Genomic DNA, 24191 nt, shown 5'->3' with positions numbered 1-24191 from the left:
CCCCCACAGGCCTGCAGACGATGAACTCACCCGGGGGGCCCGGGGCGGAGCCCCAGGGATGGGACGGGAAGGGGCGGCGGGGGCGAAACACCCCCCGCCCCCGACGGCGTCACGCGTGCTCGCGCCACCGATTGGTGATCGGAAGCCGCCGGTCCTTCCCGAACCCCTTGGCGGAGATCTTGGTGCCCGGCGGATACTGCCGGCGCTTGTACTCCGCCGTGTCCACCATCCGCAGCGTCTTCACCACCAGCTCCCGGTCGAACCCCGCCGCGACGATCCCGTCCGCCCCCTCGTCCCGGTCCACATACCGCTCGAGGATCGCGTCCAGCACGGGATAGTCGGGGAGGGAGTCCGTGTCGACCTGGCCGGGACGGAGCTCCGCGCTCGGCGGCTTGGTGATCGAGCTCTCGGGGATCGGCGGGGTCTGCCCCCGCTCGGCCGCCGCCCGGTTGCGCCACTCCGCCAGCCGGAAGACCGACGTCTTGTACACGTCCTTGATGGGCCCGTACGCGCCCACGGAGTCGCCGTACAGCGTCGAGTACCCCACCGCCAGCTCGGACTTGTTCCCCGGCGCCAGCACGATGTGCCCCTCCTGGTTGGAGATGGCCATCAGCATGGTGCCCCGCAGGCGCGACTGGAGGTTCTCCTCGGCCAGTCCGGTCAGCCCCAGCGATGACATATACGCGTCGAACATCGGCTCGATCGGCACCGTCCGGAAGTTCAGACCCGTCCGCCGCGCCAGCTCCGCCGCGTCCCCCCTGGAGTGGTCGGAGGAGTACTTCGACGGCATCGACACCCCGTACACGTTCTGCGCGCCCAGCGCGTCGCACGCGATCGCCGCGACCAGCGCCGAGTCGATGCCACCGGACAGGCCGATCAGCACGGACCGGAACCCGTTCTTCGCGACGTACGCCCGCAGTCCGACGACCAGCGCCGAGTAGACCTCCTCGTCGGCGTCGAGCCGCTCCGCGTACCCGCCGGCGAGCTCCGCCTCGTACGCGGGCAACGGCTCCTGCGACAGCACCAGCCGCTCGATGCGCAGCCCGTCGTCCACCACACCCGTCACCGGCTCGACGGCGCCCGCCGGCAGCTCCAGGTCCAGTACGACGCACCCCTCCGCGAACTGCGGCGCGCGTGCGACGACCTCCCCGTTTCGGTCGACCACGATGGAGTCGCCGTCGAAGACCAGCTCGTCCTGCCCGCCGATCATGGCGAGGTAGGCGGTGGTGCAGCCGGCCTCCTGGGCCCGCTTGCGCACCAGTTCGAGGCGGGTGTCGTCCTTGTCGCGCTCGTACGGCGAGGCGTTGATGGACAGCAGCAGCCCGGCCCCGGCGGACCGGGCCGCGGGCACGCGTCCGCCGTCCTGCCAGAGGTCCTCGCAGATGGCGAGGGCCACGTCGACCCCGTGCACCCGCACGACCGGCATGGTGTCGCCGGGCACGAAGTAGCGGAACTCGTCGAACACGCCGTAGTTCGGGAGGTGGTGCTTGGCGAAGGTCAGCGCCACCCGGCCCCCGTACAGCACCGCGGCGGCGTTCTGCGGGGCGCCGGCCGGCTGCCCGTACTTCGGCTGGGCGGTCTCGGACCGGTCGAGGTAGCCGACGATCACCGGCAGCTCCCCGAAGCCCTCGTCGGCCAGCCGCGCGGCCAGCGCGCGCAGCGCGGCGCGGGAGGCCTCGACGAAGGACGACCGCAGGGCCAGGTCCTCGACGGGGTACCCGGTCAGCACCATCTCGGGGAACGCCACCAGATGCGCTCCCTGCTCGGCGGAGTGCCGGGTCCAACGGACGATCGCCTCGGCGTTGGTGGCGAGATCGCCGACGGTCGAGTCGATCTGATTCAGGGCGAGGCGTAGTTGAGGCACGGGCCCAGTGTAATCGTCAGAGCGACACAATGGGGTGTGGGGCGCCCCACGTGCAGACGCCCCGGCCACCGCCCCTCGACGTACCCCCAGCGGGTATCCGGCACGCGCTCGCCCGGGGAAGCACCGGCACTCGAACGCCAGGAAACGCGGACGCCCGCCCCTCGTCGAGGGGCGGGCGCGGCGGAGATGCGACGGAGAACCGTCAGTGACCGTGGTTGGAGCGGTACGACTCGACGTAGCCCGAGGCGGGCGTGCCCACACCGGTGACGTCGTCGTAGCCGCGCACGGCCTTCAGGGAGCTGTCCTTGCCGAGGCTGCGGACGGAGGTGAGCAGACCGCCCGACGCGTCGATGGAGTTGGCGAAGTCCACGCGCGCCACGGCGAGTTCGGAGCCCGTGGGGGTGTCCGTCACGTCGTGGTAGGCCTTGGAGCCGTACTTCGCGTAGATCGACGGGTTGGCGAAACCGATCGCCTTGCCGCCGCGCGCCTCCTGGGCCAGTGCCTGGACGGCCGCGATCACCGGCGCGGCGAGCGAGGTGCCGCCGATCCGGTACTCGCTGTACTGCTGGGACCCGTCCGGGAAGGTCTGCGTCTGGCCGACCTTGAAACCGGTGTTGGGGTCGGCGACCGCCGCGATGTCCGGCACGGTGCGCATGGCCGTCGTGCCGTTGGCCTTGGCGAGCGCGCCGGGCACGACACCCTTCTGGTAGAAGGGCTGCGCCACGGTCTTGCTGGTGCCGCCGCCCGCGCCCGAGGTGAACGCGCCCGGGAAGCCGGTCCAGCTCTTGCCGTCGGCCGCGAGCGAGGCCTTCTCGGTGCCCCAGCCGGTCTCGAACTGGTACTTGTCGCCCTTGCCGACCGCCAGCGACGTACCGCCGACCGCCGTCACCCACGCCGAGTTGGCCGGGGTGTCGACCTGCTTCGTCTTGGTGTTGGCGACCTCGTCGCCGTTGTCACCGGAGGAGAAGTAGAAGCCGATGCCCTCGACCGCGCCGAACTGGAAGGTCTGGTCGTAGGCGGCCGCGAGGTCCGGCGTCTGGTTGGCCTCGATGTCGCCCCACGAGTTGGAGACGATGTCGGCCAGGTGGTTGTCGACGATCTTGTTCAGCGAGTCGAGCAGATCGTTGTCGAGGCAGGACGCGGCACCCACGTACGTGATGTTCGCGTCCGGCGCGACGGCGTGCACGGCCTCGACGTCGAGGGTCTCCTCGCCGTACCAGCCGGCCGCTCCGCACGCCTCGGTCTGCGTGTAGGTGCCGGGCAGCACCTGACGCAGCTGGCTGCTGCTGTACGCCGAGTCACCGTGCTTCTTGGCGTACGTGGCCGCGTCGAACGCGATGGTCGGCGAGGCGTACGCGTCGGTGATGGCTACCCGCACACCCTTGCCGGTGCGCTTGCCCGCGCCGTAGGCGGCGCGCAGCTGCTTGCCCGTGTAGCCCTGGATCGCGTACGGGATCTTCGTGCCGTACGCGTCCGGCAGGGTGCTCGCGATGTTCGAGCCGAAGTACGAGGAGAACGGCCCGGAGTTCTTGAACACCGCGTCCGGGGGCGGCAGCGTGTCGTCGTGCGTCGCCTTGTGCGGGGCGTTGTCCAGGCCGGTGACGGTCAGGACGGCGCCGTTGAGGGCGGCCGGCGCGGAGGCCGCCTTCGACGGCGCCCGGTAGGTCTTGTTGCCCTTGGCGTAGTTGTGGAGCTGGGTGCCGAACGCCTTCTCGGCGGCGGCCACGTCACCGGTGACGGAGACGTAGTGCTGCGTGGTGCCGGTGACCTTCAGGCCCGCCGACTTCAGCCACGAGGTCACCGCGGCGACCTGCGCCTTGGTGGCACCGAAGCGGGCCTGCGTCTGCTTGGCGCTGAGGTACTTGCCGTACGACGCCGAGTTCGGGTCGGACACGGCCTTGGCGTACGCGGCCAGACCGGCAGCGTTCCGGCCGGCGTAGTAGACCCGGGCGGAGACCTGGGAGTTGTCGGACGAGGCCCCCTTGTCCGCCTTCGCCGTGGCCCACGCGGGCTTGGTGCCCGCGAGGGTGTCCCGGCTGGGACCGTCCGCGGCGTTGGCCGTGGGTATACCGAGCGCCAGCGCACCGGCGAGCAGCGGCAGTGTCGCTGCCATGCTCACCCCGGCGCGCATGGTGGCGCGATTGGATCTCATAAAACCCCCTGCGATGCGGTTCGTCGCATGTGTGGTCGTTCGTGATGTGCGAGACCGCGTGCTGGAACCGAGGGCACGCGGAATGGATCACGCTGGGGTCACTCTGGCGATGAACCGTTCATGCCAGGGGAATGAGAAGGCCAAGGAAACACCAAGTGGCCGTGATTGCAGGGCATTTGATCCGGTATGACGTCACCCTCGCCCCGGATGTAGGGATATCCCTCGTTTTCTTGTAAAGGGGTTCCCAACTTCTGTAAGCGTATTGCGACATCGGCGGGTTCGTGGTTCGTCCCGCCGCCCACAGGCGCATCACGGCCCGGGTCGTGCAGGGGTTCTGAGGCAACTGGCGCTCGAAGAGTTCCACCGCCGCGGCCGACGACCGGCAGTTCGCCGAGGGGCTCGTGGCCGAGGCGTTCGTGGCCGAGGCGTTCGCCCGGGCCTTCGCCGCCTGGTCGATCAGGACGACACGGCGGATGCCGGGCCGGGCGGCCTCGACCCCGCGCTGCCGACCTGGCTCCGCGGGCTGCCTCGGCGTCGGCGGGCGGGGGTCGCCCTGCGGGTCTGCCTCGACCTCGACACAGCGACCACCGCGAAGACCCACGTGCTCGCCCCGGGGACCGTCACCGCCCATCCATCCTTGACCCAGGGGGTGTCCGGCGGATCACCCCGGTCCACGGTGGTCCGAACGACACCACCTAGTCGCGGGCCTTCGCGCCTCGCGCCTTGAGCATGTCCGCCATCAGCTGGATCTCCGACTGCTGCGCGTCGACCATGCCCTGGGCGAGCTTCTTCTCCACGCCGACCGTGCACTTCGCGACGCAGCCCTCGGCCATGTGGATGCCGCCCTTGTGGTGGTCGGTCATCAACTGCAGGTAGAAGACCTCCGCCTGCTTGCCGCTCAGCGTGTTCAGCCTCTTCATCTCGGTGTTGGTCGCCATGCCGGGCATCAGCGCGCCGTCCTTGCCGGACGCCATGTCGCCCATGCCCATCCATGTCATGGGCGCGTCCGCCGTCACCTTCGGCAGCTCCCACAGGTCGAGCCAGCCCAGCAGCATGCCGCGCTGATTGGCCTGCGTCTGCGCGATGTCGTACGCGAGTCGCCGTACCTCCACGTTGTCCGTACGGTCGCGCACGATGTACGACATCTCGACGGCCTGCTGGTGATGGACCGCCATGTCCCGCGCGAAACCCGCGTCCGCCGAGTCGGCCGACGGCACCTTCGTCCCCGAGGACCCGGAGCCGTCGCTCTCGGCGACCGCGTACGTGATCGCCCCGGCGGCCACCAGCACCGCCGCCGTGGTCCCCGCGATCCAGCCCACCTGGCGCATCTGGCTCACTGCGACAGACCGTTGGTGCAGGCGGCGCCCGGCTCGGGCGTCTGCTTGCCCTGCACGAACTCCGAGAAGAACTTGTCGACGTTCGGGTCGCTCGCGCTCGTCACCGTGCGCTGCTTGCCCCACGCGCTCAGCATGATCGGGTCCTTCTGGTCCTCGACGGGGCTCATCAGGGTGTACGGCGTCTTCTTGACCTTCGCTTCGAGCGCCTTCACGTCGGCGTCGGAGGCCTTGCTGTTGTACGTCACCCACACCGCGCCGTGCTCCAGAGAGTGCACGGCGTTCATGTTGTTGATCGCCTTGCTGTAGACGTCGCCGTTGCAGTTCATCCACACCGGGTTGTGGTTGCCGCCGACCGGGGGTTCCATCGGGTACTTCACGGTCTTGGTGACGTGGTTGCGGGACAGCGTCCCCGACCAGGTCTCCACGCCGTCCTTGCCCGCGACGAAGTGCCCCGAGCCGCCCTTCGAGTCGCTCGCCGAGGTGCTGCTGTCGTTGGACTGCGACTTGACCAGGACGACACCGCCGACGACGAGACCGGCGACTATGACCGTGCTGGCCGTGATCGTGAGGATCCGGTTACGACGCTCCCGGGCACGCTCGGCCTTGCGCATCTCTTCTATGCGCGCCTTGCGCTGCGCGGAGGTGGTGTTCTTGGCGGAACCCATGGCGAGTCCTTATGGGGATGGGACGGTCGGGTCCGCTGATCGTAATGGGGCGAGGGTGCTCAGTACGAAGGGAGGCCACAGAATGTCCAAAGGAGACGCCCGGTGGCGCAGCCCCGCAAAGAGGGGACGCGGCCCTGTCCGGATGATCCGTTGATCTGTTACGACCTCCACCACCCGCGAGGTCGCCGCGGACATGGACGTCCCCTATGCCCATGCCGCTATACCCGTGCCGCGAAGGTCGTCGCCGAACTCCAGCACCTCGGACTGCTCGCGGGCCGCCGCGACCGTGGCGGCGGCCTCGGCTCCGGCATCCGATGACGGCTGACAGCTGACGCAATCTGTCATCTGCAATCTGTTATCTGCGATCTGTCATCTGATGTCTGATGCAAATTAAGGCTCCCAGGGAGAGAGTCTGGGGGTCGGCCATTACAGACAGGCGGATGAGCAGGCAGTATGGGCACCAGAGCAGGACACCTGCCGTACGCGAGGCGTTCAGACCGCGGTCGCCCGGGCGATCATGGTCCGCAACGCGCATGAAATGGTGTTGTGGTGGGATGCTCAGGTGCCCCGACCGTCCCCGAGGCGTGGGAGCAGGCGGCCTGACCAGCAAGGATGGGTGGAAGCGGAAGATGGACAAGCAGCAGGAGTTCGTGCTCCGGACACTGGAGGAGCGGGACATCCGGTTCGTTCGGCTGTGGTTCACGGACGTGCTGGGCTTCCTCAAGTCGGTGGCCGTGGCTCCGGCCGAGCTGGAGCAGGCCTTCGACGAGGGCATCGGCTTCGACGGCTCGGCCATCGAGGGCTTCGCCCGTGTGTACGAGTCCGACATGATCGCCAAGCCGGACCCGTCGACGTTCCAGGTGCTGCCGTGGCGCGCGGAGGCCCCCGGCACGGCCCGCATGTTCTGCGACATCCTGATGCCGGACGGCTCCCCGTCCTTCGCGGACCCGCGTTACGTCCTCAAGCGCGCCCTCGCGAAGACCTCCGACCTGGGCTTCACCTTCTACACCCACCCGGAGATCGAGTTCTTCCTGCTGAAGGACCGCCCGCTGGACGGCTCGCGCCCGACCCCGGCCGACAACTCCGGCTACTTCGACCACACCCCGCAGAACGTCGGCATGGACTTCCGCCGCCAGGCGATCACCATGCTGGAGTCGATGGGCATCTCGGTCGAGTTCTCCCACCACGAGGGCGCACCCGGCCAGCAGGAGATCGACCTGCGCTACGCCGACGCGCTCTCCACGGCCGACAACATCATGACGTTCCGCCTGGTCATGAAGCAGGTCGCGCTGGAGCAGGGCGTCCAGGCGACGTTCATGCCCAAGCCCTTCTCCGAGCACCCCGGCTCCGGCATGCACACGCACCTCTCCCTCTTCGAGGGCGACCGCAACGCGTTCTACGAGTCGGGCTCGGAGTACCAGCTCTCCAAGGTCGGCCGCTCCTTCATCGCGGGCCTGCTGAAGCACGCGGCGGAGATCTCCGCCGTCACCAACCAGTGGGTCAACTCCTACAAGCGCATCTGGGGCGGCTCGGAGCGCACCGCGGGCGCCGGCGGTGAGGCCCCCTCGTACATCTGCTGGGGCCACAACAACCGCTCCGCCCTCGTCCGCGTCCCGATGTACAAGCCCGGCAAGACCGGCTCCGCACGCGTCGAGGTCCGCTCCATCGACTCGGGCGCGAACCCGTACCTGGCCTACGCCCTGCTCCTGGCTGCCGGCCTGAAGGGCATCGAGGAGGGCTACGAGCTCCCGCCCGGCGCCGACGACGACGTCTGGGCCCTCTCCGACGCCGAGCGCCGCGCGATGGGCATCGAGCCCCTGCCCCAGAACCTCGGCGAGGCCCTCACCCTGATGCAGCGCAGCGAACTGGTCGCCGAGACCCTCGGCGAACACGTCTTCGACTTCTTCCTCCGCAACAAGAAGTCGGAGTGGGAGGAGTACCGCTCCGAGGTCACCGCCTTCGAGCTCCGCAAGAACCTGCCGGTGCTGTAGACGCAGGTCAGCACCAGTTTTCGGCGCGCGCACGCAGGGCCGACGGTCAGGAACCGTCGGCCCTACGGCCATGTCGGCGTGTGGTGTGCTTCTGAACGAGTCCGTGCTCGCCTGCGTCGTCCTGCAGCAGGTGCCGCAGGTGGTGCCGGGCCCGGTGGATGCGGGAGCCGACGGTGTTCGTGGTCACGCCCGTGAAGTCGGCGGTCTCCTGGTAGGTGAAGCCCTCGACGTCATAGAGGTAGATGGTCACCCGCTGCTCGGGGGAAAGGGCGCGCAGGGCTGCCCGGACGCGTCCGGATCACGGGTCATGCGCATCGCGGCCGAGTACATGCGAGGGCGGAACTCCAGGGCACAGTCGAAGCCGGTCACGTGTGCGGCATCAGACGGCTGGTCTTCGCCGGTGCATGTGGGCATCGATGGTTTCCTCCTTCGACTCACTGCAAGTGCCTTGCCTTGCTTGCCGGCGCCGTGCCTGTCTCCGCTACGCGCTCTTGGTACGCAGCTCCTCCAGTGACGCCGCCGTCAACCGGTGTGGTGTCCGACCGGGTTCGACCAGGACGACGTTGCAGGCCGCGGCGTGGGTCAGCGCGGCGGTGAAGCTGCCGTCGGTGAACTGTGCCACCGGTCCGCGCGGGGACCGGCCGACCGCGATCGTGTGCGCTTCGACCTCGGCGGCGTGCTGGACGAGAACCCTGCCGGCCGTGGCGTGGTCACCGATGCTGGTGAGTACCTGCCCGGTGGCGGTGATGCCGTGCGCGGCAAGGTGGTTGAGGTGGGCGAGGACCGCGGCGCGCGCGTGGTCGGCGTCCTCGGTGTCGATGGCCTGTTCCTCGATCACGGCGGTCTCACGGACGTGGACGACCTCCAGCGGGCTGCCGGTGTCGCGGGCGATGGCGGCGGCCTCGTCGACGATCACGGCGGCGTCTTGGGTGGCACCGACGGCCACGATGAGCGGGCGGTAGCCGGGCGCCGGGGTGGCCCCGACGCGCTCGAGGGTCGGGCGCACCGTCTCGCCGTGGGCCTCGTTCTTCTCCGCGGCGCTGACCAGCTTGTGGCCCGAGGCGAGGACGAAGACCGCGAGGATGAAGGCGGCGCCGCCGAGGTAGAACGGGACGCTGAGGCTGGTGGCGTCGGCGAGCTTGCCGGCGACGAACGGGGCCAGGCCGCCTCCGATGAACCGGACGAAGCCGTAGGTCGAGGAGGCGACCGATCGCTCGACCGGCGAGACGAGCATGACGGCCTGGGTGGTGAGGGTGTTGTTGATGCCGATGAAGGCACCGCTGACGATGACCGCGACGATCACGGCGACGGGGGTGTTGACGCCGACGGCGATGACCGTCATGACGATGCCGAGCCCGATCAGGTTGCCGTAGAGCACCGGGGCGGTGCCGAATCGGGCCTGCAGGCGGGGCGCGACGAACACGCTGAAGGCGGCGACCAGCAGGCCCCAGCCGGTGAAGACCAGGCCGAGCCGCTGGGCGTCGAGCTCCATGGGGTACGGCGCGTAGCCGAGCATGGTGAAGAATCCCCAGTTGTACAGCAGCGCCATGATGCCCATGGTGAGCAGGCCGCGGTGCCGCAACGCCTTGAGCGGGGCGGCCAGTGATGTGCGGTGCTCGGGTTTGGGCAGTGCGGGGACGAACGCGATCGTGGCGATCAGGGCGACGGCCATGAGTACGGCGACGCCGAAGAACGGTCCGCGCCAGCTGATGGTGCCCAGTTCACCGCCGAGCAGTGGACCGACCGCGATGCCGAGACCGAGTGCGGCTTCGTACAGGATGATCGCTCCGCCGAAGCCGCCGCTGGCCGAGGCGACGATGACCGCCAGGCTGGTGGCGATGAACAGGGCGTTGCCCAGGCCCCAGCCGGCGCGGAACCCGACGATGCCGCCTATCGAGCCGGAGGCGCCGGCGAGTGCGGAGAACACGACGATCAGCACCAGGCCCATGACCAGCGTGCGCTTGGCGCCGATCCGGCTGGAGACCCACCCCACCACGAGCATCGCGACCGCTGTCACGACCAGGTAGCTGGTGAACAGCAGCGACACCTGACTCGGTGTGGCATGCAGGTTCTTCGCGAGCGAGGGCAGGATCGGGTCGACCAGGCCGATGCCCATGAACGAGATGACACAGGCGAACGCCACGGCCCAGACAGCACGTGGTTGCTTGAACAGGCTCGCCGTTGTCCCATGCGTTGCGCTCATTGCCTATTTCTCCTGGAAGGTTGTCCCTCATCGATGCCGGCGGTCACTTGGACACCTCGGCCTGGATCAATCGGGCGAGTGCGGGGAGGGCGATGACCACCGCGGACCGCTCCTGCGGATCAAGCCGGTCCATCAGCTCGCGCAGAGCCTCCGCACGCTCGGCACGCCGTCGGCTGACCACGTCGGCTCCGGCGTCGGTCGCTTCGACCAGCACGCCTCGCCGGTCGTCGGTGCTCGCGATGCGGCGCACCAGCCCGTCGCGTTCCATGCGCGTGACCAGCTGTGTCATTCCGGGCTGGGAGACGCCCTCGCCGCGTGCCAGCTCGGTCACCCGCTGGGGGCCCTCGCGGCCGAGGCGGCCCAGCACGGACGAGGCCGCCGAGCTCAGACCCCCGGCCGTGCTGACCTGACGCACGTACCGGACCAGCTGCTCCAAGGCGACGACGAGCTCTTCACCGGAGCCACCGGGATCCATAACCCTGTTATGCATAACTGTATTATGAAAGTGGGGCGAGTCGATCGTCAATGTGACCTGGATCTCAGCTCCGACAGGTCGGCGGCTTGTGGATCGGGGCCGGCGGAGCCGTCGGAGGCTGGATTGCAGAGCCTGTTGGTGGCGCTTAGCGTGATGTCGGGGACTCCCGGGGCTCTCGGGTGCGGTGTGTGCCGCGGACTCACGACGCCGAGGGCGCTCTGCGCAGGGGCCCGCTCCGTCGAGGAAGAAAGGTCCGGAGCCTGGTCGCCGACGGGGATGCCGCCCCCGGCATTGTTCCCGTCCAGTTCAGAACGCCCGCCGAATGTGTCGGGCGCTGAGAGACGAGAGGCCACTCATGCCACAGTCCATGCGCGCGCTCGTAGCCGACAAGGTTGGCGAGCCGGCCGATGTCCTGCGGCTGGAATCCCGTCCTGTTCCCACGCCAGAAGCCGGTCAGGCGTTGATCCGCGTGAAGGCGACTCCGATTCACGCCAGTGATCTGCACGTGCTGCGTGGCCGCTACGGTTTCTCCCCCGAGTTCCCCACGGTCGGGGGGCACATGGAATGCGTGGGCCGTATTGAGGCCCTGGGTCCGGACACCGGGGGACTGAAGATCGGCGAGCGCGTGGTGGCCGTCGCTGTCCCGGCGGTACCCGGGCCGCAGGTGGCCGGCACTTGGCAGGAGTACCTCGTCGCCGATACAAGAAGGCTCCTGCCGGTCCCCGATCATCTGAGCGACTCCAGCGCCTCTCAGCTCGCCGTCAACCCTTTGACCGCGCTGCTCCTGGTGACTCGCGAACTCGACGTACAGCCGGGTGAGTGGTTGTTGCAGACGGCCGCGGGCTCCACCGTCGGCCGGCTCGTCATTCAGCTGGCCAGACATCTGGGTGTGCGCACGATCAATGTCGTGCGGCGGCGCGATGCCGTCGAGGAGATCAAGGCGCTTGGCGGTGACGAGGTCATCTGCACCGAGGACGAGGACCTGTTGCGGCGTGTGGCCGAGATCGCAGGATCGGCCGGCGTGCGCAAGGCCATCGACTGCGTCGCGGGCCACGTGGGTGCCCAGGTGTCCCAGGCACTGGCTCCGGGAGGAGAGGTCGTGGTCTACGGCGCGCTCTCTACCCATCGGCAAACCGACCCGGCCGCGCTGACGATCCCGCTGCTGGCGCGCTCGGTCATCTACGAGACCAAAGCGGTCCGTGGCTTCTGGCTGAACCGCTGGTTCGGCACTGCCTCACCCGCGGATGCGCTGCGCGCGCTGTCCGAGGTTCGTAGTCTCGTCGCTGATGAAGTGCTGAGCATCCCCCGAGGCGAGCCGTTCCCGCTCGAACGCTTCACTGAAGCCATCTCGTTCGCCGAAGCACCCGCACATGGCGCCAAACCGCTCTTCGTCTTCGAGGATGGCCAGGACGAAGACGCCAGGTAGGACGCCGCCCGGCTCGGGCGAAGCGCACCGCTCGGCCGACTTGACCGGGCATCAGGCCGGCGCCCGAGATCAGGTTCGGCTCGCGAACGCGGCAGGGCGGCTCAGAGTGGACAGCCCGGTGTACGCCGGCGTGCCGGGAGCCGGGCTCGGCGGGTGATGCCCGGCCGGTAGCCGGACATCACCCGCCGAGGAACGGCTCAGTGCTTGTCGACCGCGGAGGCCCAGTCGAAGTTCACGCCCATGTCCGAGTACATCTTCGAGTATCCGACATAGCAGTTGAACTTCTCGACCTTGCCGTTGTGCAGGTACCAGAAGTCGGCAGTCGGCGCGTCGACCTTCGCGCCGGTCGGCTTGACGGTGCCCGCCGGTGACTGCAGCGGCCCCTCGAACGTGCCCTGGATAGACAGCTCGATGCTGACCACGTCACCGTTCACGGTGATGCGCTTGAGGTCACGGTGAACATCGGGGAAGAGGTTGGCCATGTAGGGCAGAACGTCACCAAGCGCCTTTCCCCGATAGGCCTGGCCGGCGACCATGTCGTTGAAGACGCCGTCCTTGGCGAAGCTGTTGACGAACGTCTTGACGTCCAGGCTCCTGCCCTCCGCCACGTGGTAGTCGCGCAGGACGACGGCGAGATTCTCCTTCTCGTGCTTGGTCAGGTGGCGGTCCGTGAGTGGCAGCTTCGCCAGGTCGCCGGGAGTCAGGTCCGCGTGGGCCGCCTTACTGCTGTGCGCGGGGCTCGCGGCCTGTGTCGGCGCAGCGGCGATGGAAAGACCGCCCAGGATCGCTATCGCGGCCGTGGCGGTGATCGACTTCCGGCTGAGCAGCTTCATGTCGTGTTCCTCCAGGTTTGTTCTCAGGATCCGAGATCCGTCGCAACGGTCTCTCGCCCGTCCTTAGTAAATCAAGCGATCGCTTTAATTTATGGACGGCAGTGCAGGCTGTCAAGCCGATGTTTGAATTGTGTGCGGTGGAGTGTGGCTTGCTCCGCTGCTTGCTGCTTGCTGCTCGCTGCTCGGTGGGGTGCCCTGGGGGCCGGATTCGCTCGAGTTCAGCCTCGGTCCGCGAGGTGGCTGTTTGACAATGAAGTCAAGCGGCTGCTTGAGTTCATGCTGTGATACGGGCGAAAAAGACGGACCTGCGCCGAGAGGCTGGTCAGCGCACGCGGGACGGTCTGCAGGCGGCCGCCCTGGAGTTGCTCGCGCAACGAGGCCAGGAGGGCGTGACGCTCCGCGAGATCACAGACCGCGCCGGAGCCAACGTCGCCGCGGTGAGTTACCACTTCGGGTCACTGAAGGCGCTGTGCGACTCGGCGATAGAGCACGCGTTGGAACGGTATCTGGACGCGCAGATCCTGGCACTTGACTCCCTTGGCTCCGCTTCGACGCTCCAGGAGGTGGCGGCAGCCTTCGCCCGGCCGATGGTGCGCGCACTGGCGGCCGGTGGACAGGACCTGGCCGTGATGCGGACTGTGGCGCGCGTCGGGATCGATCCGCCCCAGGGGTGGGAGCGGCTGGCCGGCAAGTTCGACCAGAGTCGCCGGGAGGCCCTCCGGGTGCTGACGCCGAACATTCCCGGAGTCGACGAGCAGGAACTGATCTTCCGTACGCGATGCGCGGCCGGCCTGCTGAACTGGCTCGCGCTGGCACCCATCGGCACCGAGCTGGCCGCCATGTCCGCCGAGCAGATCGAGCGGCAGCTGGTCCCCGTGGTGGCCGGGGCGTTCCGCGGGGACGCCGCCGTCGGCCGCTGACCAGGCCGAAGGCCACCGGAATCCAAGTAGTGGCCTGTCAGGCCGTCACCTTCGTGATGAACGCCGCCAGGTTCGCCACCGTTCGCTGGATCTTTTCCTCCAGCGTGAGTGATTCGTGGAGGCGGGCGCCGGCGCCCGCGTCCTTCTTGCCTCGTACGTACAGGGAGCAGGAGAGGTCGCTGCATATGTAGGCGCCGACCGAGTTGCCCTGCTGGCCGGCCTTGCCCGCCTTCGGGGCGACCATCAGGGAGACGCCGCCGGTGTGGGTGGTCAGGCACATCGAGCACATGCTGCGCCGGGTCTGCCAGGAGGTGGGGCTGGGGCTGCGCAGGACCAGGGCCTTCGGGTGGCCGTTCAGTTCGAGGACGAGGTAGGTGCGTTCGGGTGACTGGGGGTCCCGCCAGCCGAGGTAGTCCAGGTCGTCCCAGGGGCGGTCGGTCAGATCGCGCGGGACGGACAGGCGCTTCGCCTCGCCCTTGGTGCAGTTCACGAACGCGGCGCGGATCTCTTGTTCGGTCAGCGGCTTCATGAGAGCCATGGTAAATTGCCTAAAGGTGTTAGGCAAATGCGTGAGCGGTTAGGGTGAGTGGGAGGAAGGTTATGGCGCGTATCGGGCTGACCACGGAACGTCTGGTCCTCGCGGGGGCGGAGCTGGCCGACGAGGTCGGCTTCGAGCAGGTGACCGTCTCGGAGCTCGCCAGACGCTTCGACGTGAAGGTCGCGAGCCTGTACTCGCACGTGAAGAACTCCCACGACCTCAAGACCCGGATCGCCCTGCTCGCCCTGGAGGAACTCGCCGACCGGGGCGCCGCCGCGCTGGCCGGGCGGGCCGGCAAGGACGCCCTGGCCGCTCTCGCGAACGTCTACCGCGACTACGCCCGGGAGTATCCCGGCCGCTATGCCGCCGCCCAGTTCAGGCTCGACCCGGAGGCGGCCGCCGCCAGCGCCGGTGGGCGGCACGCGCAGATGACGCGGGCGATCCTGCGTGGCTACGCGCTGACGGAGCCGGACCAGACGCACGCGGTCCGGCTGCTGGGCAGCTTCTTCCACGGCTACGTCAGCCTGGAGATGGGGGGCGGGTTCAGCCACAGCGCCCCCGATACGCAGGAGACCTGGGTGCGGATGCTGGACGCCCTCGACGCGCTGCTGCGGAACTGGCCCGCGAGCGCGACAGCAACAGCGACCGCGCCCGCCTCCGCCTCCTGATCGTCCCGCCGGGATCGTCCCTCCGGTCGATTTCCGACACCCGACAGCTTTGACGGACACGCGAGAGTTTTGACGCAGACGCCGAAGCCATGACCACCGACCACGACTGGATCACCACGACCGTCACCGCCGACCTCCTGCGTGGCGCCCTCGACGAGCTGGCCTTCACCACCGAGGGAGCCTTCGCCTGGTTCACCTACGCCTTCGCCTGGTTCACGTACGCCGTCGCCTAGTTCACGTACGCGGGAGACACCGCCGCGGTGCTGATGCGCCGCGGCTTTCCCGTGCCGTCGGACGGGACGGTGTAGAGGTCGGCTCCGTAGTCGCCGGGGAGGGCGTAGACGATCGTGCGGTCGTCGCGCCAGACCACCTGGTCGTCGATGCTGCGGGGCTCGGCCAGCGGGGTTTCGCGCATCGTGCGCAGGTCGAGGACGTACAGGTGCCAGGGGGCGTCCTTCGACAGGCCCGGCACGCGCTTCTTGTAGGCGACGCGCGTGCCGTCGGGGGAGAGGGACGGGCATTCGACGTTGGTGTGGAGGGTGGTGAGGGTGCGGGTGCGGAGGTCTCCCCGGACGAGGTACGTTCTGCCCTTCGTCGCGAGTGTCGCGTAGAACGTGCGGTCGTCGGCCGCGAACGTGACGCCCCAGAAGTTGACGTCCGCCGCGTGGTACGTCCTGCCGTCCTTGACGACGCGGAACGCCTCCAAGGAGGGGGTCAGTTTCCGCGTTCTCGTGTCCACGATCGCCGCACGCGTGGAGAAGTTCGTACCCGCGTACGAGTCGCCGCCGACGAAGACCGTCCACGCGGCGTACCGGCCGCCGGGGGAGACGCGGGCGCGGGACGGGATGCCGGGGACGTCGTAGCGGGCCGTCTCGCGCAGGCGCGCGTCGAGGATGACGGCCCGGTAGGTGTCCCGGACCGGGCCGTGCACCGACTGGAGACAGACGCCGGTGCCCGCGGCCGCGTAGAAGCGGAGGCATTTGACCTTCGACGCCGTTCGGGGCCCCGAGGGGTCCGATGCCGGGACCGTCGTCAGTTCGTCGCGGTGCGGGCCCCAGGCCATGTTCCGGAAGATCATGCGGCTCCCGGACCCGGTGGCGAGCGCGACCGTGCCCGCGGTGATCTCCGGGCCGCCGGGCTGGGTCTGGTTCTTGCGGTCCGCGCGGGCCGAGGCGTGCAGGACGGAGGCCGTGGCCACGCCCGCCAGGACGACCAGCGCCGAGATCAGGACCAGGATGCGGGTACGGAGGGTCATGCGAGGCCTTCTGAAGGGGCGGAGGGGGTGGGGCGGCGGAGTGTGAGCGCGAACAGGGCGCAGAGCGCCAGCGCCACCGTCGACGCCGTGAGCGCCGTACGGTCGCCCCAAGCCGTCCACGCCGCGCCGAAGCCGAGCGAGCAGACGAAACGGGCCATGGCCTGGCCCGTCTGCACGAGGGCGAGACCGGACGAGCGCAGTTCCTCGGGCACGCTCTCCGAGGCCACCGCCATCAGGACGCCGTCGGTGGCGGCGTAGAAGCAGCCGTGCAGGAGCAGGACGGCGTACGGCAGTGCCGTCCCGTGCCAGGAGGTGAGCAGGAGGGCGTACGCGAGGAGCAGGGCGCCGTGGCCGGCCAGGAACACCCGCCAGCGGCCGACCCGGTCCGCGAGGCGGCCGAGCGGGACGGCCAGGAGCAGGAACGCCGCCGCCGTGCCGAGGGGCAGCAGCGCGAACCAGCGGTCCGGTACGCCCAGACGCCGCTGGAGGAGCAGATAGACGAAGGAGTCGCTGACCGTCGCGAGGCCCAGGAGGAGCGCGCAGAGGGTGACGCGGCGCAGGTCGGGGCGGGCGAGGAGGGCGACGGCCGCGCGGAGGGTGGGGCGGGACGCGGTGTCCCCGGGGGTTTTCTCCGGCGCCGTCCCTGTTCCTGCCCTGGTCGCTGTCGTACGCGCGCCGTTCGGTACGAACAGCACCAGGACCAGTACGCCCACCACCGCCACGCAGAAGCTCACCGTGAACACCGCGTCGTATCCGTCGACCGTGGCCCGCAGGATCAGGAAGGCCACGAGGGGACCGAACAGCGCGCCCGCCGTGTCCATCGCCCGGTGCACGCCGAACGCGCGCCCCCGTGTCTCCGGCGTGCTCGACAGCGAGATCAGCGCGTCGCGCGGGGCCGTGCGCAGGCCCTTCCCGGTGCGGTCGGCGGCCAGGATCAGGCCGATCGGGGTGAGCGTGTGGGCCAGGAGCAGCAGGGGCTTGCAGGCCGCCGAGAGGGCGTAGCCGAAGCCCGCCACCCACTTGTGGCGGCCGCCACCGCGGTCGGCCAGGTGGCCCCCGATCAGCCGGACGAGTGCCGAGAAGCCGTTGTAGATGCCGTCCAGGAGGCCGAAGCCCAGCGGTGACAGGCCGAGGCCCGTCACCAGGTACAGCGGCAGTACCGCCGTGACCATCTCCGACGAGACGTCGGTGATGAGACTGACCGCGCCGAGCGCCAGCACCGTGGGCGCGACCGCGGCACGGCGCCGTCCGGCACGAAGCCGGACGGCGCCTTCCGCGGACGCCGCACTCGTGGAGGCGCGGCTGTCCGCCACGTACATCTCAGGACGTCCAGATGCCGGTGATGTCCTTGCCGGAGGCGGCGTTGCCCGCGTGTGTCGACACGCCCTGCGAGTCCTCCAGGGTGCGCAGCAGGTCGTAGTGGTTGTAGGTGGTCGAGCTGGTGGATCCCGCGGTCACCTGCTGGCCGTAGAACACGGTCGGGATCTTGTTGCCGCTGAGCCGGTTGTCCTCGTCGAAGGTGACGACGAGCAGGCTGTTGTGGGTCTTGGCCCAGGTCGCGTACGCGCCCAGCTTGTTCTTCAGCCAGGTGTCACCGGTCGACACCGAGCAGTCGTGCATGTCGCTGCACAGGTTGGGGACCACGAAGGAGACCTGCGGAAGCGTCGTGTAGTCCGTCGGGAACTGGGTGAAGGTCTTCGCGGTCGACGTCGGTACGTTGCTGAAGCCGAACCACGGGTTGTGCTTCTGCGCGTAGTTGCCGCTGCTGCACGTCGTGGAGCCCTGGCTGGGCAGCGTCTCGTTGTAGCTCGCCCAGGTCCTGCCCGCCGCGATCACCTCGGAGGCGAGGTTCGGGGCGGAGGAGAAGCCGGGGGTGACACAGCTGTCGTCGGTGACGCCCTGGGTGGAGCCTGAGAAGAGGGCGTAGTAGTTGGGCTGGCTCGGGTGCGTCTCGGCGTACGACGAGGTGAGGTTGGCGCCGCCGGTCTTGAGCGAGTTGATGTACGGGGCGCTGGACGAGCCGATCACCTGGCTGTACGCGTGGTTCTCGAAGACCACGACGACCACGTGGTCCGGGGTCGGCACCCCGGCCGCGGCGTGCGCGGTGGTGGAGCCGCCGAGGCCGGTCCACAGGCCCACCGCGGCTGCGGTGAAGGCGAGGGCGGACGCCACGACGGCACGACTGCGGCGGTACACGGTTCTGCCGGACACTTCAGACCTCCGGTGGGGGGAAGGCGACGGTGGCGGTGCGGACAGAGCATGCACACGCCAACATTCCCCCTCCCCAAGCCACCCAACCGGCGGGATGAAGACCTGATGAACTACTTACCCTCCGGCCTGCCCGGTCGCCGCCACCCCGCTCGCCTTCTTACTTTTCCTGCTCTCCCTCGCTGCTCGCACGAGGCACCTCTACGAGGCACTCCAAGGACACCTCCTACGGAAGCCGATTACGGCGCGGGGCGCCACCGTGGGGACCGGGGTTAGGCTCAGGCTCGTACGACCTTGATCGGACCGGTCGTGCGACCTGATCCGACGGGAGGGCCCAGGATGATGGCGCCGGGGCGCAGGAGCAGCACCTTCACGCGACTGCTGCGACACGGCTTCACCGATCCGTCGGCCGCCGAGCGCCTCCTGGACGGCGCGGAGCTCGAGCCCGTACGGTCCGATCCGGTGCTCCTCGACGCGCTCGGCGCCACCGCCGATCCCGATCTCGCGCTGCTCGGGCTCGTCCGGCTCGTCGAGGCGCAGGACGGCCACATCGCCGAGCGGGAACTCCTCGACACCCTGATCGCGGCCAAACCGCTGCGCGACCGGCTGCTCGGCGTCCTCGGTGCCTCCGCCGCCCTCGCCGACCACCTCGCCCGGCACCCGAGCGACTGGCAGGAGCTCGTGACGTACGAGCCCCAGGACCTCCACCCCGGGGTACGGGAGTTCGAGCGGGGGCTGGCGCAGGCGACCGATCCCGTCGCCCTGCGCGTCGCCTACCGGCGCTGTCTGCTGTCCATCGCCGCACGTGACGTGTGCGGCACCACCGACCTCGCCCAGACCGCCGCCGAACTCGCCGACCTCGCCACGGCCACCCTGCGCGCCGCGCTCGCCATCGCCGGGAACGCCGCGCCCGACGACGCCGCGCTGTGCCGGCTCGCGGTGATCGCGATGGGGAAGTGCGGGGGGCACGAGCTGAACTACGTGTCCGACGTCGATGTCATCTTCGTGGGGGAGGCGGTGGAAGGGGCTGACGAGCGCAAGGCGCTGCAGGCCGCCACCCGGCTCGCCTCCCACATGATGCGGATCTGTTCCGAGACCACCGTCGAGGGCAGTATCTGGCCCGTCGACGCGAATCTGCGGCCCGAGGGGCGGAACGGGCCGCTTGTACGGACCTTGAGCAGTCACCTCGCCTATTACCAGCGGTGGGCCAAGACCTGGGAGTTCCAGGCCCTGTTGAAGGCTCGGCCCGTGGCCGGGGACCTCGAGCTCGGCGAGGAGTACGTGGCCACGCTGGCGCCCCTGGTGTGGCACGCCGCGGAGCGGGAGAACTTCGTCGCCGACGTACAGAAGATGCGGCGGCGGGTCGTGGAGAACATTCCCGTCGCCGAGATCGAGCGCGAGCTGAAGCTCGGACCGGGGGGACTGCGCGATGTCGAATTCGCCGTCCAGCTCCTCCAGTTGGTGCACGGGCGGGCCGACACCTCGCTGCGCAGCGGAACCACGCTGGACGCGTTGGGGGCGCTCGCGGCCGGTGGGTATGTCGGGCGGGCCGATGCCGTGCAGCTCGACGACTCCTATCGGTTCCTGCGGTCCATGGAGCACCGGATACAGCTCTACCGGCTGCGGCGGACTCATCTGGTGCCCGAGGACGATGCCGATCTGCGGCGCATCGGGCGCTCGCTCGGCCTTCGGGCCGATCCCGTCGTCGAGTTGAACCGTGAGTGGAAGCGGCACGCGGCTGTCGTACGGCGGCTGCACGAGAAGTTGTTCTACCGGCCGCTGCTGGACGCCGTGGCCCAACTCGCCCCGGGTGAGAGCCGGTTGAGTCCGACCGCAGCGCGGGAGCGGCTCGTCGCCCTCGGGTACGCCGATCCGGCCGCGGCGCTGCGGCATTTGGAGGCGCTGGCATCCGGGGTTTCACGGAAGGCCGCGATTCAGCGGACCTTGCTGCCCGTGCTGTTGGGGTGGTTCGCGGATTCCGCCGACCCTGACGCCGGGTTGCTGAACTTCCGCAAGGTCTCGGACGCCCTGGGCAAGACCCCCTGGTACCTGCGGCTGTTGAGGGACGAAGGGGCCGCGGCGGAGAACCTGGCGCGTGTGCTGTCGGCCGGGCGGCTCGCTCCCGACCTGTTGATGCGGGCGCCGGAGGCCGTCGCGCTGCTCGGCGACGGGGACGCGGGCGGCCTCGAACCGCGCAGCCGTGCCCATCTGGAGCAGGAGATCCTCGCCGCGGTGAGGCGGGCCGACGGGGGCGAGCAGGCGGTGACCGCCGCGCGTGGTGTGCGGCGGCGGGAGCTGTTCCGTACGGCCGCCGCGGACATCGTCGCCTCGTACGGCACCGAGGAGACACCCGCCGTCGCCGATCAGGGCGCGCTGGTGGATCAGGTGGGCGGGGCGGTGTCCGACCTGACGGCGGCGACGCTGGCGGGGACTCTGCGGGCGGTGGTGCGGGACAGATGGGGGGACACGCTGCCCACCCGGTTCGCCGTCATCGGGATGGGGCGGTTCGGGGGGCACGAGCTCGGTTACGGGTCCGATGCGGATGTGCTGTTCGTGCATGAGCCCCGGGAAGGTGTCGACGAGCAGGAGGCATCTCGGGCGGCCAACGCGGTGGTTTCGGAGATGCGGCGGTTGCTTCAGGTCTCCAGTGCGGATCCGCCCTTGCTGATCGACGCCGATCTGCGGCCCGAGGGGAAGTCCGGGCCTTTGGTGCGGACGCTGAACTCCTATGAGGCGTACTACCGGCGGTGGTCGCTGGTGTGGGAGTCGCAGGCCCTCCTACGGGCCGAGTTCGTCGCGGGGGACGAGGACCTGGGGCGGCGGTTCATCGAGCTGGCCGATCCGTTGCGGTATCCCGCGGAGGGGCTCGGTGACGACGCCGTACGGGAGATCCGGCGGCTGAAGGCCCGGATGGAGTCGGAACGGATGCCCCGCGGGGCCGATCCGACGCTGCACACCAAGCTGGGGCGGGGCGGGCTGTCCGACGTGGAGTGGACCGTGCAGCTGTTCCAGTTGCAGCACGGGTGGGCGGAGCCGGGGCTGCGGACCACTCGGACACGGGAGGCGCTGGGCGCGGCGTGCGCGGCGGGGCTGGTGTCCGGGGAGGACGCGGCCATCCTGGACGAGGCGTGGGTGCTGGCGACGCGGGTGCGCAACGCGGTGATGCTGGTGCGAGGGCGGGCCGGGGACACGTTTCCCTCCGACGGACGTGAACTCGCCGCGGTCGGGCGGTACTTGGGGTACGGGCCCGGTCATGTCGGCGACATGCTCGAGGACTATCGGCGGACCACTCGGCGGGCTCGGGCCGTGGTGGAGGTGCTGTTCTACGGGGCGTGAGCCTTGGGGGCCTGGGGCCTGGGGCTTTGGTTTTGGGGCCTTGGTTTTGGGGTTTGGGTGCCTGCGGCTCGGTGGGGGTGGCGGGGCCGTGCCGGTACGTCAGCCCGTCGCCGCCGGATCAGGCGTTGCCCTGTGGGGAGCCGCTTCCAGGCCCGGACGTGAGCGACGGGCTTTGACGTACCGGCACGGCCCCTTCCGTCCGGGTGCGGGTGCGGGTGGCTGCCACTCCGGCCAGGACCACCGCCATGCCCGCCAGGGTGCGGAGGCCGAGCGTCTCGTTCAGGACCAGGGCGCCGAGCGTCACCGAGACCACGGGGAGCAGGTAGCCGACCGTGGCCGCGCTGGTGGGGCCCTCTTCGGCGATCATGCGGTAGTTGAGGTAGAAGGTCAGGCCGGTGGAGAAGACGCCGAGGACGGTGACCGCCAGCAGAGCCGTGGTGTCGGGGTGGGACGGGGCCGCCGTGGGGAGGGCCAGGCTCGTCCAGGCCGTGGCCATGAGGAGTTGGGCCGCCGATACGGCCAGGGGGGCGCCGCGGGGGGTGAGGTGGCGGGCCATGTAGGTGAAGGCGATCGCATAGCTCGCCGCGGCGGCCAGGAGGGCTCCGGCACCCCAGCCGGCCAGGCCGTCGTGCTGCCAGGGGGCGAAGATCAGCAGGACGCCCGCGAAGCCGAGGAACAGGCCGGTCAGGCGGAGGGGGCGGAGGACGCGGTCCGTGCCGAGGACCGCGCCCAGAAGGAGCGACCAGAGGGGAGTGGTCGCGTTCATGACGCCCGCGATCCCGGAGTCGACCGTCTGCTCGCCGAGCGCGAGGAGGGCGAAGGGGATCGCGTTGCAGAACAGCGCCGCGACGGTCACATGGAGCCAGAGGGAGCGGGAGCGGGGGAGGCGCTGGTGCGCCCCGCGGGCCAGGAGCAGGAGGACCGCCGTGCCCAGGGCGCAGCGGGTGAGGGTGAGGTGGGCGGGGGACAGGCCGTGCTCCAGGGCCAGTTTGATCCAGAGGAAGCCGGAGCCCCAGAGGAGCGCCAAGGTGGCCATGCGGAGAGAGGAGCGGAGGGGGGAGGGCGAGGCGGTGACGGGGCTTGCCATGCGTCCTACCGTCCGTGGTTTTTGGATTGAGGACAAGTGAAGTGTTTTGCATGCACTGTTAAGGTGTGCTTCATGCTTGATGTGCGGCGTATGCAGGTGCTGAGGGCTGTGGTCAGCAGTGGGTCGGTGACGGCGGCCGCGGCGGATCTGGGGTACACGCCGTCCGCCGTCAGTCAGCAGATCGGGGCGCTGGAGAAGCAGGCGGGGACCGAGCTGCTGGAGCGGGTCGGGCGCGGGGTGCGGCCCACCGCGGCGGGGCTGCTGCTGACCGAGTACGCGGACGCCATCGGGCGGCAGGTCGCCGAGGCGGAGACCGCCCTCGCGGATCTGCGGGCGGGGAGGACGGGGCGGCTAGCGGTGCGGTACTTCGCCACGGCCGGGGCCGCGCTGGTCGCTCCCGCCGTTGCGCGGTTTCGGCGCGAACACCCCGGCGTGAGGGTGGAGTTGAAGCTGATCGATGTCGAGGATCCGCTGCCCGACGTGAAGGAGGGGCGGGCCGATCTCGCCCTCGTGGTGCGCGCCGACGGTACCGGTCCCGAGGGCTTACGGCTGGTGCGTCTGCTCGATGATCCGTACCGGGTCGTGCTGCCCAGGGAGCATCGGCTCGCGGGGCGGCGGCTGCTCGAACTGGCGGAACTGGCCGATGAGCCGTGGGTCGGGAGCGAGTGGCCGGGGCCCTGTCTCGACGCGCAGTTGGACGCCTGTGCGGCTGCCGGGTTCCGGCCCTCGTTCGCGGTGCAGAGCGAGGACTACGCCACCGCTCAGGGCTTCGTGGCGGCCGGGCTCGGAGTGAGCCTGATTCCCCGGCTCGGGCTGGGGAGCCGGCACCCCGGTGTGGTGGTGCGGAAGGTGCGCGCCCCCGAGCCGGTGCGGGTCCTTTACGCGGCGGTGCGGGAGGCGGCTCCCCGTGCCGCGGATCGGCCGGCGTTGCGTGGGCTGCTGGATGCGCTCCGGGGTGCGGCCCACCCCGAGCGGTAACCGCTCACGCCGCCTGCGCCCGATCCCGAGGCGTACACCGCCGCCGTACGGCATCTGCACGCCGCCGGGGTCCCTGCGGCCACCCACACCATCGGTGACGCGGCCGATCGGCCGGTTCGCGCGGCTCGGACTGGCCGAGCGCCCCGTACGACGTCCGGGGGATGCTCGTGACCGCCCGCGAGCCCCCTGGGGGCCGCTGCCGCCGGGGGCGGTCTCGGCGGGATGCAGGCGCTGGAGGGCGGTCACGAGGGGACT

The 24191-nt window shown here is 69.8% G+C and carries 19 protein-coding genes and 2 pseudogenes; 8 read left to right on the top strand and 13 right to left on the bottom strand.

Translation table 11 applies throughout. The features are described from left to right. Positions 1-109 precede the first annotated feature (109 nt). From ACIQTP_RS19765 to ACIQTP_RS19750, 4 genes are all read right to left on the bottom strand, one after another. Positions 110-1864 (bottom strand): NAD+ synthase, encoded by a 1755-nt coding sequence (locus ACIQTP_RS19765; RefSeq protein WP_403401346.1) that lies wholly within the window; start codon positions 1862-1864, stop codon positions 110-112. Positions 1865-2066: 202 nt separating this feature from the next. Next, complete coding sequence (locus tag ACIQTP_RS19760) at positions 2067-4016, bottom strand: protease pro-enzyme activation domain-containing protein (RefSeq protein WP_403401345.1); 1950 nt, start codon at positions 4014-4016, stop codon at positions 2067-2069. A gap of 695 nt (positions 4017-4711) precedes the next feature. Further along, on the bottom strand, positions 4712-5344 hold the full coding sequence (locus ACIQTP_RS19755; RefSeq protein WP_403401589.1) for a DUF305 domain-containing protein: 633 nt from the start codon (positions 5342-5344) through the stop codon (positions 4712-4714). 5 nt (positions 5345-5349) lie between these two features. After that, positions 5350-6018 carry a DUF3105 domain-containing protein gene (locus tag ACIQTP_RS19750; protein ID WP_403401343.1) on the bottom strand — a complete coding sequence of 223 codons (669 nt, stop codon included), beginning with the start codon at positions 6016-6018 and terminating at the stop codon, positions 5350-5352. Between the two features lie 163 nt (positions 6019-6181). Here ACIQTP_RS19750 and ACIQTP_RS19745 point away from each other — a divergent pair. Together ACIQTP_RS19745 and glnA are read left to right on the top strand one after the other, a co-directional pair. Beyond that, positions 6182-6318: pseudogene (locus tag ACIQTP_RS19745) on the top strand (transcriptional regulator); the annotation flags it as partial. Between the two features lie 329 nt (positions 6319-6647). After that, entirely contained in the window at positions 6648-8009 is a 1362-nt protein-coding gene (gene glnA, locus ACIQTP_RS19740; protein ID WP_054230834.1) for a type I glutamate--ammonia ligase, read from the top strand. Between the two features lie 46 nt (positions 8010-8055). On the opposite strand, the pseudogene ACIQTP_RS19735 reads toward glnA, so the two are convergent. The 3 genes and pseudogenes from ACIQTP_RS19735 to ACIQTP_RS19725 all read right to left on the bottom strand — a co-directional run. Then, positions 8056-8289: pseudogene (locus tag ACIQTP_RS19735) on the bottom strand (RNA polymerase sigma factor); the annotation flags it as partial. 201 nt (positions 8290-8490) lie between these two features. Then, the gene (locus ACIQTP_RS19730; RefSeq protein WP_403401341.1) at positions 8491-10212 is read right to left on the bottom strand and encodes an MFS transporter; all 1722 of its coding nucleotides are present in this window, start codon (positions 10210-10212) and stop codon (positions 8491-8493) included. 43 nt (positions 10213-10255) lie between these two features. Beyond that, complete coding sequence (locus ACIQTP_RS19725) at positions 10256-10702, bottom strand: MarR family winged helix-turn-helix transcriptional regulator (protein ID WP_403401339.1); 447 nt, start codon at positions 10700-10702, stop codon at positions 10256-10258. A 352-nt stretch (positions 10703-11054) separates the two neighbouring features. Here ACIQTP_RS19725 and ACIQTP_RS19720 point away from each other — a divergent pair, with 352 nt between their 5' ends. Continuing rightward, positions 11055-12113 (top strand): zinc-dependent alcohol dehydrogenase family protein, encoded by a 1059-nt coding sequence (locus ACIQTP_RS19720; RefSeq protein ID WP_403401337.1) that lies wholly within the window; start codon positions 11055-11057, stop codon positions 12111-12113. Between the two features lie 197 nt (positions 12114-12310). On the opposite strand, the gene ACIQTP_RS19715 is transcribed toward ACIQTP_RS19720, so the two are convergent. Beyond that, on the bottom strand, positions 12311-12946 hold the full coding sequence (locus ACIQTP_RS19715; protein WP_403401335.1) for a nuclear transport factor 2 family protein: 636 nt from the start codon (positions 12944-12946) through the stop codon (positions 12311-12313). A 281-nt stretch (positions 12947-13227) separates the two neighbouring features. On the opposite strand from ACIQTP_RS19715, the gene ACIQTP_RS19710 reads away from it, so the two are divergent. Further along, positions 13228-13866: a TetR/AcrR family transcriptional regulator gene (locus ACIQTP_RS19710; RefSeq protein WP_403401333.1), complete on the top strand. Its 639-nt coding sequence runs from the start codon at positions 13228-13230 to the stop codon at positions 13864-13866. A 37-nt stretch (positions 13867-13903) separates the two neighbouring features. Here ACIQTP_RS19710 and ACIQTP_RS19705 read toward each other — a convergent pair whose 3' ends face one another. Next, positions 13904-14395, bottom strand: coding sequence for an FBP domain-containing protein (locus ACIQTP_RS19705; protein ID WP_403401331.1), 492 nt, complete (start codon positions 14393-14395; stop codon positions 13904-13906). Between the two features lie 71 nt (positions 14396-14466). Here ACIQTP_RS19705 and ACIQTP_RS19700 point away from each other — a divergent pair, with 71 nt between their 5' ends. Both ACIQTP_RS19700 and ACIQTP_RS19695 read left to right on the top strand, forming a co-directional pair. Beyond that, a complete protein-coding gene (locus ACIQTP_RS19700; protein ID WP_403401329.1) occupies positions 14467-15072 on the top strand; it encodes a TetR/AcrR family transcriptional regulator in 606 nt (201 codons plus the stop codon). Positions 15073-15161: 89 nt separating this feature from the next. Continuing rightward, a complete protein-coding gene (locus ACIQTP_RS19695; RefSeq protein ID WP_403401327.1) occupies positions 15162-15305 on the top strand; it encodes a hypothetical protein in 144 nt (47 codons plus the stop codon). On the opposite strand, the gene ACIQTP_RS19690 is transcribed toward ACIQTP_RS19695, so the two are convergent. The 3 genes from ACIQTP_RS19690 to ACIQTP_RS19680 are packed head-to-tail and all read right to left on the bottom strand — an operon-like array spanning position 15302 to position 18538. Beyond that, positions 15302-16327, bottom strand: a complete 1026-nt coding sequence (locus tag ACIQTP_RS19690) for a TolB family protein (RefSeq protein ID WP_403401325.1) — start codon at positions 16325-16327, stop codon at positions 15302-15304. The genes ACIQTP_RS19695 and ACIQTP_RS19690 overlap by 4 nt on opposite strands. Beyond that, on the bottom strand, positions 16324-17646 hold the full coding sequence (locus ACIQTP_RS19685; RefSeq protein ID WP_403401323.1) for an MFS transporter: 1323 nt from the start codon (positions 17644-17646) through the stop codon (positions 16324-16326). Before ACIQTP_RS19685 ends, ACIQTP_RS19690 begins: the two co-directional genes overlap by 4 nt. Position 17647: 1 nt before the next feature. After that, entirely contained in the window at positions 17648-18538 is an 891-nt protein-coding gene (locus ACIQTP_RS19680; RefSeq protein WP_402037113.1) for an alkaline phosphatase family protein, read from the bottom strand. A gap of 336 nt (positions 18539-18874) precedes the next feature. On the opposite strand from ACIQTP_RS19680, the gene ACIQTP_RS19675 reads away from it, so the two are divergent. After that, positions 18875-21871 carry a bifunctional [glutamine synthetase] adenylyltransferase/[glutamine synthetase]-adenylyl-L-tyrosine phosphorylase gene (locus ACIQTP_RS19675; RefSeq protein WP_403401321.1) on the top strand — a complete coding sequence of 999 codons (2997 nt, stop codon included), beginning with the start codon at positions 18875-18877 and terminating at the stop codon, positions 21869-21871. A gap of 118 nt (positions 21872-21989) precedes the next feature. Here ACIQTP_RS19675 and ACIQTP_RS19670 read toward each other — a convergent pair whose 3' ends face one another. Further along, on the bottom strand, positions 21990-22958 hold the full coding sequence (locus ACIQTP_RS19670; protein ID WP_403401319.1) for a DMT family transporter: 969 nt from the start codon (positions 22956-22958) through the stop codon (positions 21990-21992). A 90-nt stretch (positions 22959-23048) separates the two neighbouring features. Between ACIQTP_RS19670 and ACIQTP_RS19665 the strand changes: the two genes are divergently transcribed. Continuing rightward, positions 23049-23936 carry a LysR substrate-binding domain-containing protein gene (locus tag ACIQTP_RS19665; protein ID WP_403401587.1) on the top strand — a complete coding sequence of 296 codons (888 nt, stop codon included), beginning with the start codon at positions 23049-23051 and terminating at the stop codon, positions 23934-23936. Positions 23937-24191: the final 255 nt, after the last annotated feature.

It is taken from the genome of Streptomyces sp. NPDC090798, assembly GCF_044768965.1.
Lineage (GTDB): Bacteria > Actinomycetota > Actinomycetes > Streptomycetales > Streptomycetaceae > Streptomyces.
Note: the sequence above shows the minus strand (reverse complement) of the source record. Positions and strands in the feature narration are given on the sequence as shown.

Excerpts from the sequence above, each read along its gene's own strand:
- ACIQTP_RS19760 (WP_403401345.1), bottom strand. The coding sequence starts at position 4,016 with ATGAGATCCAATCGCGCCACCATGCGCGCCGGGGTGAGCATGGCAGCG.
- ACIQTP_RS19755 (WP_403401589.1), bottom strand. The coding sequence starts at position 5,344 with ATGCGCCAGGTGGGCTGGATCGCGGGGACCACGGCGGCGGTGCTGGTG.
- ACIQTP_RS19750 (WP_403401343.1), bottom strand. The coding sequence starts at position 6,018 with ATGGGTTCCGCCAAGAACACCACCTCCGCGCAGCGCAAGGCGCGCATA.
- glnA (WP_054230834.1), top strand. The coding sequence starts at position 6,648 with ATGGACAAGCAGCAGGAGTTCGTGCTCCGGACACTGGAGGAGCGGGAC.
- ACIQTP_RS19730 (WP_403401341.1), bottom strand. The coding sequence starts at position 10,212 with ATGAGCGCAACGCATGGGACAACGGCGAGCCTGTTCAAGCAACCACGT.
- ACIQTP_RS19725 (WP_403401339.1), bottom strand. The coding sequence starts at position 10,702 with ATGCATAACAGGGTTATGGATCCCGGTGGCTCCGGTGAAGAGCTCGTC.
- ACIQTP_RS19720 (WP_403401337.1), top strand. The coding sequence starts at position 11,055 with ATGCGCGCGCTCGTAGCCGACAAGGTTGGCGAGCCGGCCGATGTCCTG.
- ACIQTP_RS19715 (WP_403401335.1), bottom strand. The coding sequence starts at position 12,946 with ATGAAGCTGCTCAGCCGGAAGTCGATCACCGCCACGGCCGCGATAGCG.
- ACIQTP_RS19705 (WP_403401331.1), bottom strand. The coding sequence starts at position 14,395 with ATGAAGCCGCTGACCGAACAAGAGATCCGCGCCGCGTTCGTGAACTGC.
- ACIQTP_RS19700 (WP_403401329.1), top strand. The coding sequence starts at position 14,467 with ATGGCGCGTATCGGGCTGACCACGGAACGTCTGGTCCTCGCGGGGGCG.
- ACIQTP_RS19695 (WP_403401327.1), top strand. The coding sequence starts at position 15,162 with ATGACCACCGACCACGACTGGATCACCACGACCGTCACCGCCGACCTC.
- ACIQTP_RS19690 (WP_403401325.1), bottom strand. The coding sequence starts at position 16,327 with ATGACCCTCCGTACCCGCATCCTGGTCCTGATCTCGGCGCTGGTCGTC.
- ACIQTP_RS19685 (WP_403401323.1), bottom strand. The coding sequence starts at position 17,646 with ATGTACGTGGCGGACAGCCGCGCCTCCACGAGTGCGGCGTCCGCGGAA.
- ACIQTP_RS19675 (WP_403401321.1), top strand. The coding sequence starts at position 18,875 with ATGATGGCGCCGGGGCGCAGGAGCAGCACCTTCACGCGACTGCTGCGA.
- ACIQTP_RS19670 (WP_403401319.1), bottom strand. The coding sequence starts at position 22,958 with ATGGCAAGCCCCGTCACCGCCTCGCCCTCCCCCCTCCGCTCCTCTCTC.
- ACIQTP_RS19665 (WP_403401587.1), top strand. The coding sequence starts at position 23,049 with ATGCAGGTGCTGAGGGCTGTGGTCAGCAGTGGGTCGGTGACGGCGGCC.